This is a genomic window from Sporolactobacillus shoreae, from assembly GCF_004684935.1.
In the GTDB taxonomy this organism is placed as follows: Bacteria; Bacillota; Bacilli; order Bacillales; family Sporolactobacillaceae; genus Sporolactobacillus; species Sporolactobacillus shoreae.
This window is the reverse complement of record NZ_SRJD01000016.1, coordinates 80,832-88,700: the sequence shown is the minus strand read 5'-3', so window position 1 is coordinate 88,700 and position 7,869 is coordinate 80,832. Positions and strand designations below refer to the sequence as shown.

General features: G+C 45.7%; 7 protein-coding genes and 1 tRNA gene. 5 read left to right on the top strand and 3 right to left on the bottom strand.

Annotated elements, in window-relative coordinates; all coding sequences use genetic code 11:
- A partial coding sequence (locus E4665_RS18380; protein WP_338326011.1) for a group II intron maturase-specific domain-containing protein occupies nucleotides 1-289 on the top strand: 289 nt, incomplete at its 5' end.
- Nucleotides 290-371: 82 nt separating this feature from the next.
- Here the strand turns inward: E4665_RS18380 and E4665_RS13130 are convergent.
- The gene (locus E4665_RS13130) at nucleotides 372-602 is read right to left on the bottom strand and encodes a DUF378 domain-containing protein (RefSeq protein ID WP_135349257.1); all 231 of its coding nucleotides are present in this window, start codon (nucleotides 600-602) and stop codon (nucleotides 372-374) included.
- A gap of 238 nt (nucleotides 603-840) precedes the next feature.
- On the opposite strand from E4665_RS13130, the gene E4665_RS13125 reads away from it, so the two are divergent.
- Together E4665_RS13125 and E4665_RS13120 are read left to right on the top strand one after the other, a co-directional pair.
- Nucleotides 841-2,196, top strand: coding sequence for a glucose-6-phosphate isomerase (locus E4665_RS13125; protein WP_135349256.1), 1,356 nt, complete (start codon nucleotides 841-843; stop codon nucleotides 2,194-2,196).
- 276 nt (nucleotides 2,197-2,472) lie between these two features.
- Nucleotides 2,473-2,766, top strand: coding sequence for a YggT family protein (locus tag E4665_RS13120; protein ID WP_135349255.1), 294 nt, complete (start codon nucleotides 2,473-2,475; stop codon nucleotides 2,764-2,766).
- A gap of 59 nt (nucleotides 2,767-2,825) precedes the next feature.
- Here E4665_RS13120 and E4665_RS13115 read toward each other — a convergent pair whose 3' ends face one another.
- On the bottom strand, nucleotides 2,826-3,506 hold the full coding sequence (locus E4665_RS13115; RefSeq protein WP_135349254.1) for a YdeI/OmpD-associated family protein: 681 nt from the start codon (nucleotides 3,504-3,506) through the stop codon (nucleotides 2,826-2,828).
- A gap of 79 nt (nucleotides 3,507-3,585) precedes the next feature.
- Nucleotides 3,586-3,658: transfer RNA gene (locus tag E4665_RS13110), tRNA-Ala, on the bottom strand.
- 236 nt (nucleotides 3,659-3,894) lie between these two features.
- Between E4665_RS13110 and E4665_RS13105 the strand changes: the two genes are divergently transcribed.
- Nucleotides 3,895-5,325, top strand: coding sequence for an amino acid permease (locus tag E4665_RS13105; protein WP_135349253.1), 1,431 nt, complete (start codon nucleotides 3,895-3,897; stop codon nucleotides 5,323-5,325).
- A gap of 308 nt (nucleotides 5,326-5,633) precedes the next feature.
- A complete protein-coding gene (locus E4665_RS13100; RefSeq protein ID WP_135349252.1) occupies nucleotides 5,634-7,820 on the top strand; it encodes a transglycosylase domain-containing protein in 2,187 nt (728 codons plus the stop codon).
- The last annotated feature ends 49 nt before the right edge of the window (nucleotides 7,821-7,869 follow it).

The following is a 7,869-nucleotide window of genomic DNA, read 5'->3' as shown; positions in this document are numbered from 1 at the left end:
TGGCATTAGCTATATGAAAAGTTACATCCACCACTTAGACGAATGGCTCCGGCGCAGAATTCGACAGATCATTTGGAAACGTTGGAAGAGGACCAGGACGAAATACAAAAGCCTTGTTCAACTTAACGTGCCCAAACAAAAAGCGTGGGAATGGGCAAATACACGAAAAGGCTACTGGCGTATCGCCTGTAGCTACATCCTACATCGGGCAATAACTAATAAAATACTCGAACAGACAGGTCTTAAAAATCTTACCTGTCTGTTCGAGCGTGCACACTTAAACTATTGAACTGCCGTATACGGAACCGTACGTACGGTGGTGTGAGAGGTCGGAGAAATTATCTCCTCCTACTCGATTCGGCTGCCGTTGATCAGCGGATTTCCGGTTCACGCCGGCGTTCCAGTTCTTCACTGGGTTTAAACAGTAATGTGAGGGAATACAGCGCGCAAAGACCAACGATGCCATAAATGATTCGGGCAAGCGCTGTATAAGAACCGCCGAATATCGCTGCGATAAGATCGAATCGAAAGAAGCCGATCAGTCCCCAGTTAATGCCTCCGATAACGAGAAAGGCCAGGCATGTTCTCTGCAAACCGCTCATAATCTTTCCTCCTTTTTACACGTGCTTAGATGTCGGTGCAGACTTAGGGTGCCTGATCTGTCCCTAATTATACATTTTTCTTCTCAGTGTTCATTCGGCGCATCATTCATCGTTTGGTGACATAATTGTGAAATCGGTTCCAGACCAGGAATATCAGGTATTCACGACTTGAATTTATAGGGGTTGTCTTGTACCATTAAAAGTGTGATAATTTCGTTCGATTATTGGAGGCAGAACAATGGGTAAGAAAATTGCTTTTGATTATAGCAACGCGTTGTCGTTTTTCGCGGAACATGAATTGGATTATTTATCGGCGCAGGTCTCAGCTGCCCATAAAGCAATCCATGAAAAAACAATTGCAGGAAATGATTTTCTTGGTTGGCTGACTCTTCCGACAGATTATGACAAAGAAGAATTTGCGCGGATTCAGAAAGCTGCTGAAAAAATCAAGAATGATTCTGATGTCCTTGTCGTCATTGGAATCGGCGGATCCTATCTGGGTGCTCGTGCGGCGATTCAGACACTGAATCATTCTTTTTATAACGAACTGGAAAAAGGCGAACGGAAAGCGCCGCAGATTTTCTTTGCCGGGAACAGCATCAGCTCAACTTATCTGAATGAACTGTTTGATGTGCTTAAAGACAAAGACGTTTCCGTTAATGTGATTTCCAAATCCGGTACAACGACAGAACCGGCTATCGCATTCCGTGTTTTCCGTGAATTTCTTGAAAATAAATACGGCAAAGAAGAAGCGAAGGGACGCATTTATGCGACGACTGATAAAGCGAAAGGCGCGCTGAAGACACTCGCGGACAAGGAAGGGTATGAAAGCTTTGTCATTCCGGACGATGTTGGCGGACGTTTCTCTGTTCTGACCGCTGTCGGCCTTCTGCCAATTGCTGCATCAGGTTTGGATATCAGCAGCCTGATGGAAGGCGCGCGCGACGCACAGAATGATTTCAGCGAGCCGGAGCTGAGCAAGAACCAGGCCTATCAGTATGCGGCGATCCGCAATATTCTTTATAACAAAGGTAAATCTGTTGAAATGCTGGTTAACTTTGAACCGCATCTCCACTATTTCGCTGAATGGTGGAAGCAGTTATTTGGAGAGAGTGAAGGCAAGGATTTCAAGGGACTCTATCCTTCGTCCGCTGACTTCAGCACGGATCTTCATTCACTTGGCCAGTTTGTTCAGGAAGGGAGCCGCGTCATGTTCGAGACGGCTGTCCTTGTTGACGAGCCGCGCGAGAATATTACGATCAAGCCTGAGGCGGAAAATCTTGACAACCTGAATTTCCTTTCGGGAAAAACGATGGACTATGTCAATAAAAAGGCTGCCGAAGGGGTTCGACTGGCTCACACAGACGGTCAGGTTCCTCAGCTTGTGGTAACGATTCCTGAATTGACCGAGTATCATCTCGGCTACCTGATGTATTTCTTTGAAAAAGCGGTTGCCGTGAGTGGATTCCTGCTGGGTGTCAACGCATTTAACCAGCCTGGGGTTGAAGCATACAAGAAGAACATGTTCGCATTGCTTGGCAAGCCAGGTTATGAAGATGAAAAAGCCGCACTCGAAAAACGTCTGAATCACTGACAGATAAAAAGTATTTTCAGGAAATAAAGAGAGGTTCTGCCTTTTGGCGGACCTCTTTTTTTGCTTTGACAAAAATTGTCTGTTCTTTTTCGCTCCAGATACCCGCTTTCGCTCCAGATACCCGCTTTCGCGGGCGATCCGCGAGTCTTCTCGCTCAATACTTCGCTCGAAGGAGCTCCAGAAGATCATTTGACTGGAACATCGTTATCCCTTAACATGGAAAAGAGCAGGCGATAAGTTTTTAAGATCACTATTTATTTGAAAGGAAGAAGAAAGGTGAAAGGGAAAAATTCAGGCGTGCTTCCGAAACTGATCAGCATCCTTCTGACTTTTATACAGATTATTATCGTTTTATATATACTTCTTAAATTTTTTGGAGCCAATGATACACCGTTTGTGAGTTTGCTCAATGGATTGAGTGAGCCGATCCTTCAACCGTTTACAGGCATTTTTCACCCGGTTGTCTTTAATGGTCACAGCCTGGATCTCTCAGCGGTTTTCGCTCTGATTGTCTATAGCGCCATTGGATTTGGCCTTCAGAAAATTTTAGCTGTATTGCGGCTTAAATAAGTTTTGTGCAAAAAAATGATCATAAAAAAAACGGATCCGTTTTGAGCGGATCCGTTTCATTATTTCTGCTGAGACTGGCGGTATAGATCCTTCGACTTGAAACCCTTGCCGAGGATCATTTCCATCTCCGAAAGCCGCTTATCCCGTGTTGTTTCCTGTTTGGCACTGAATACGTATCTTGCCCAGTCTTTCCGGTACCCGGGAGTCAGGCTTTGATAAAAGGCGGCTGCGGCCGCTTTTTCCGAGAGATATGACTCAATCCTGGGAATGTAGCTGATATAGTCGTCCACGCACTGGCTGTTTGACGTACTCTTCCTTTTTCTTCCTGATCCGGCTTCTTTAAGACCCACAATGGTGAAGACTTCATCAAGGCTGACCATACGGGCAAACTTAATATCACTTTTTCCGATATATCCGTCCGGATTAACATCTAGTCCCGGAAATAGTTCATCCCGGTGCACAAAGCTACTATAGATTTTATTTCCCTTTTTGGGATAAGCTAGATACAAATAACCGTTTTTTTGTAGTCTGTTCCGTCTGATGGTTTCAAGAACCGTTTCTTTCAGCTCATCAAAGGTGAAGGTAAAGGCGAAAATCAGATCGTATTTTTCTTTCATGAATGTCTGATCAAAGTCCTTAATTCCGCTAAAGTGGCTGAATTCGGATTCAGGAAGATTAAGGATCACCGTATTTTGATACTTGTCCAATTTCAATTTTTCGACAATGGATCGTTCAGCCACAATAACACCTGCTTTTGAAAACTGTATTCTGCAAGAAGAGCCGCAACACTATGCGGCTTCTCAAACATTATTCTTTTAATGGAGCATAGGGGGATCGAACCCCTGACCTCTGCCATGCGAAGGCAACGCTCTCCCAGCTGAGCTAATGCCCCAGGAACAAACTAAAATGATCAACGAAAATATATTAGCAGAAATAGCGGTGATCGTCAATGCATAACAGAAGCGCAAATATTTTATAGGCTAAATTGAGTAATTTCAAGTTTTATGTTAGAAAACATGACATGAAATATTGAAATATTTTTTGACTCATTTATAATAAAAAAGAATTAATTTTTTATCAATTCAATCTTGCAACTATTTTACAATAACTTTTTGGGAGGCTTGGTTTATGAATGGTATTTTTCGTACAAAGCCAATCAGCATGCTTTTGGATGAAACCAAGGGCAATCAGGGGCTAAAAAAAGCTTTAGGAGCTTTTGATCTGACCTTGCTGGGCATTGGCTGTATCATTGGGACGGGAATTTTTGTACTGACAGGGGTTGCTGCAGCAACGCTATCAGGTCCGGCACTGGTCATTTCTTTTGTTCTATCTGGGCTTGCCTGTGTCTTTGCAGCTTTGTGTTACGCGGAATTTGCTTCAATGGTTCCTGTAGCTGGTAGTGCCTATACATATGGTTATGCAGGGCTAGGAGAAATCTGGGGCTGGATTATCGGCTGGGATTTGATTCTTGAGTATGCAGTCGGGATTGCTACCGTTGCAATCGGCTGGTCAGGATACGTCGTTAACCTCCTGAATAATGTCGGGATTCATCTGCCAACGGCGCTCACACTGTCTCCATTCGACAAGGGCGGTATTATTAATATCCCGGCGATGCTGATTATTGGTTTGATCGCCTGGCTGCTGATCAGTGGAGTCAAAAATACTTCCGGTCTGAACAGTGTCATCGTCATTATTAAAGTTGCTGTCGTTCTGCTGTTTATCGTTCTTGCTGTTTGGCATGTTAAGCCGGGCAATTGGGTTCCTTTTATGCCTTTCGGCTTTAATGGCGTTGTTTCCGGTGCCGCAGTTGTGTTCTTTTCCTATATCGGCTTTGATGCTGTATCAACAGCGGCCGAGGAAACACGGAATCCACAGAAGAATATGCCAAAAGGCATTATTTATTCACTCTTAATCTGTACTGTTCTCTATATCATTGTTTCGGGAATTCTGACCGGTATTGTGAAATACACAGCGTACAATACACCTGCTGGAAAGGCAGCCCCCGTAGCCTATGCTTTGGATCAAATCGGTATCCACTGGGGCTCGGCACTTGTGTCTGTTGGTGCGATTTGCGGAATTACTTCCGTATGTCTTGTGTTGATGTACGGGCAATCAAGAATTTTCTTTGCCATGGCCAGAGACGGGTTAATTCCTAAATTTCTTGGGAGTGTCGACCAGAAACATCAGACACCAAAGATTTCTACGATTATTGTTGCAGTTGCCTGCGCCATTACAGCCGGACTTTTCCCAATTGGTCTTGTTTCCGAACTTGTCAGCATCGGCACGCTGTTCGCCTTCATCATTGTCTGTGCTGGGGTAATTGTTCTCCGGTATAAACGCAAAGATTTGAAGCGTTCGTTCAAAGCGCCTCTTTTCCCTTGGGTTCCGATCCTGGGCATCATCTCCTGCGCGTATTTAATTACAGGGCTTAAGCCCGCGACTTGGATCCGATTTGTTGTCTGGTTTGTACTCGGGTTGATTGTCTATTTTGCTTACAGCCGGACACACAGCGAGCTCTATCTAAGTGAAAAAACCGGGAGTAAAGGACAAGCTTCTTAATCAGGACCTGTTACATTTCCATTGATCATTGAAATGAAGAAGAAAGCCTTTCCGTCATTCAAGCGGAAGGGCCTTTTTTTACAATATATGAGCTAACTGAGATAAAAAGAAATCAAGGGAGAAAAAATATAAAAAGGTCCCATCAATGATAAAAGGTCACCCATCGGCCCCAACATTGAATTGAAAGAGGATAAATAATTGGAAATTATTGTCTCAACCTGTCAAAAATTTTTGTAATCAGTTGCGTCTTTCTTTTTTTTTGGTAATGTGGAATAAGAAAACAGCAAAGACTATAAGAGGATGCAAATATGAATTGGAATTGGTGGAAGGCCTTGAAGAGCTGGACGGAACAGATGGACAGAAGAGCGGTGGCGTTGCACTTATTTCATGTCGCTTATTTCGTGCTTGGAGCGGTCATCGTCGGGCTGCTGTTCTATTTTGTGATTCTCCTCACTGGCAATCACTATACGGATGATGAAAAGCTAGTCATGAGCCGGACTTCGGTCATCGTTGACGAACAGGGCCATGAGATTTCCAGACTTTACGCGGAAAACAGGGATCCGGTAACACTGAAGCAGATTCCGAAAAGGGTGCAGGATGCATTTATTGCAACGGAAGACGTTCGCTTTTACCAGCACTCGGGCATTGATCTGCGCGGGACAATGAGAGCGATCGTAACAGATATTCTTTCAGGTTCTAAAGAGGAAGGCGGAAGTACGATCACACAGCAGCTCGCCAGAAATGCTTATCTATCTGACCAGAAAACCTGGTTCCGCAAAGCGAAAGAGGCGGCCATTGCTGTCAGCCTGGAACGAAAATACAGTAAGCAACAGATCCTGGAGATGTATCTGAATCAGCTTTACTTCGGCCACGGGATTTACGGTGTGCAGATGGCTTCGCGTTTCTTTTTTAATAAGGATGTCAGCCAGCTGACGGAGGATCAGGCCGCATTGCTTGCTGCGCTGCCTAAGGGCCCGAACGGTTATTCTCCGATCCTTCATCCGCAGAAGGCACTGGAACGGAGAAATCTTGTTCTGGGCCTGCTTCAGAAGTACGGCTATATCTCAGCGGAGGAGTCTGTGCGTGATAAGGGCAAGACACTCGGACTCGATGTCCATAAGATCCAGACTCATCCGGAGTATGACACTTACATCGACATGGTGAAAGATGAAGCAGAACAGCGCTATCATATCAGTCCGGATGACCTGATCCGCGGCGGGTATAAGATCGTCGTTCCAATGAACGTGGCAGCCCAGAGGGCGTCCTACAACGCCTTTAAACAGAACAGTTATTTCCGCGGAACGAATCCGAGAGTTTCACCGCAGGGGGCATTCACTCTGATGAATAAAAACGGAGGAGTGATGGCGGTTCAGGGCGGCCGGGATTACGTAAGTGGAAGCTACAACCATGTGAATGATCAGAGGCAGCCCGGATCTTCGTTCAAGCCGCTGGCTGTTTACGGACCGGCGCTTGATTCCGGCTCCTACCAGCCCTATTCGATGCTGCAGGACAAGAAAGTCAGCTATGGGAACTACACGCCGACAAACTACAATGGTGTCTACAGGGGAGAAATAACCATGTATGACGCGATCACGGTTTCGGAGAACGCCCCAGCTGTCTGGCTTCTGAATCAAATTGGCATCAGCAAGAGCAAAAGCTATTTATCAAAGATGGATATCAAGATTCCGGACAACGGACTCGCCATCGCTCTAGGAGGCCTGCAGAAGGGGGTGACTCCGCTTCAGATGGCATCGGCCTATACAGTGTTTGACAACCAGGGCGTGCAGACCGAACCGTATTTTATTCAGTCCATTTATAACTATCAAGGCCAGAAAATCGGCACGGCCCAGCCAAAGAAAAATAAAATTTTCTCACCTCAAACAGCATGGTACATGACACGGATGCTTCAATCGGTTGTGAAGAGCGGGACAGCGAGTGCCGGATACAGCCCGATTTCTATTGCCGGAAAAACCGGGTCCACGGCTTTTACAAAAAATGGGCAACGTGATGAATGGTTTGTCGGCTACACACCCAACGCGGTCGGTTCGGTCTGGATTGGATATGATCAAACAAACAAGAACCAGTATCTCTCCGGGTCAAGCGACGATGCCGTCAGGCTGTTTAAATCGGTGATTAACAGTATCCCTGGCCAAGCGCAGCTCGCTTTTAAAAAGCCAGCCGGTGTCTCAGACTTGGATCAGCCCGTGCGTCTTGCGAAGGTGACCAATCTGAATGCCCAGGGCACGCTTGGAAAATATGCTTTGCCTGCTCTCAATCTGAGCTGGAACGGATCCTCCGACAAGCGGATCGTGTACAAAATCTATTCGGAGGAGAACGGGCAAGCGACATATAGGGGCACGGTTACCGGGAAAAACGAGTTCCGGATCGATTTTGTCAACCCGCTGTCGAAAGCTGCTTATTACGTGGTTCCTTATAATCCGCAAACTGGAAGGCAGGGGCAGGCTTCCCCAAAGGTTGATGCCAAGTGGTTTTAGTTCTACGGCAGAGGACAACTTTAGTTAAAAGTTAGGCAGAAACCTCCTG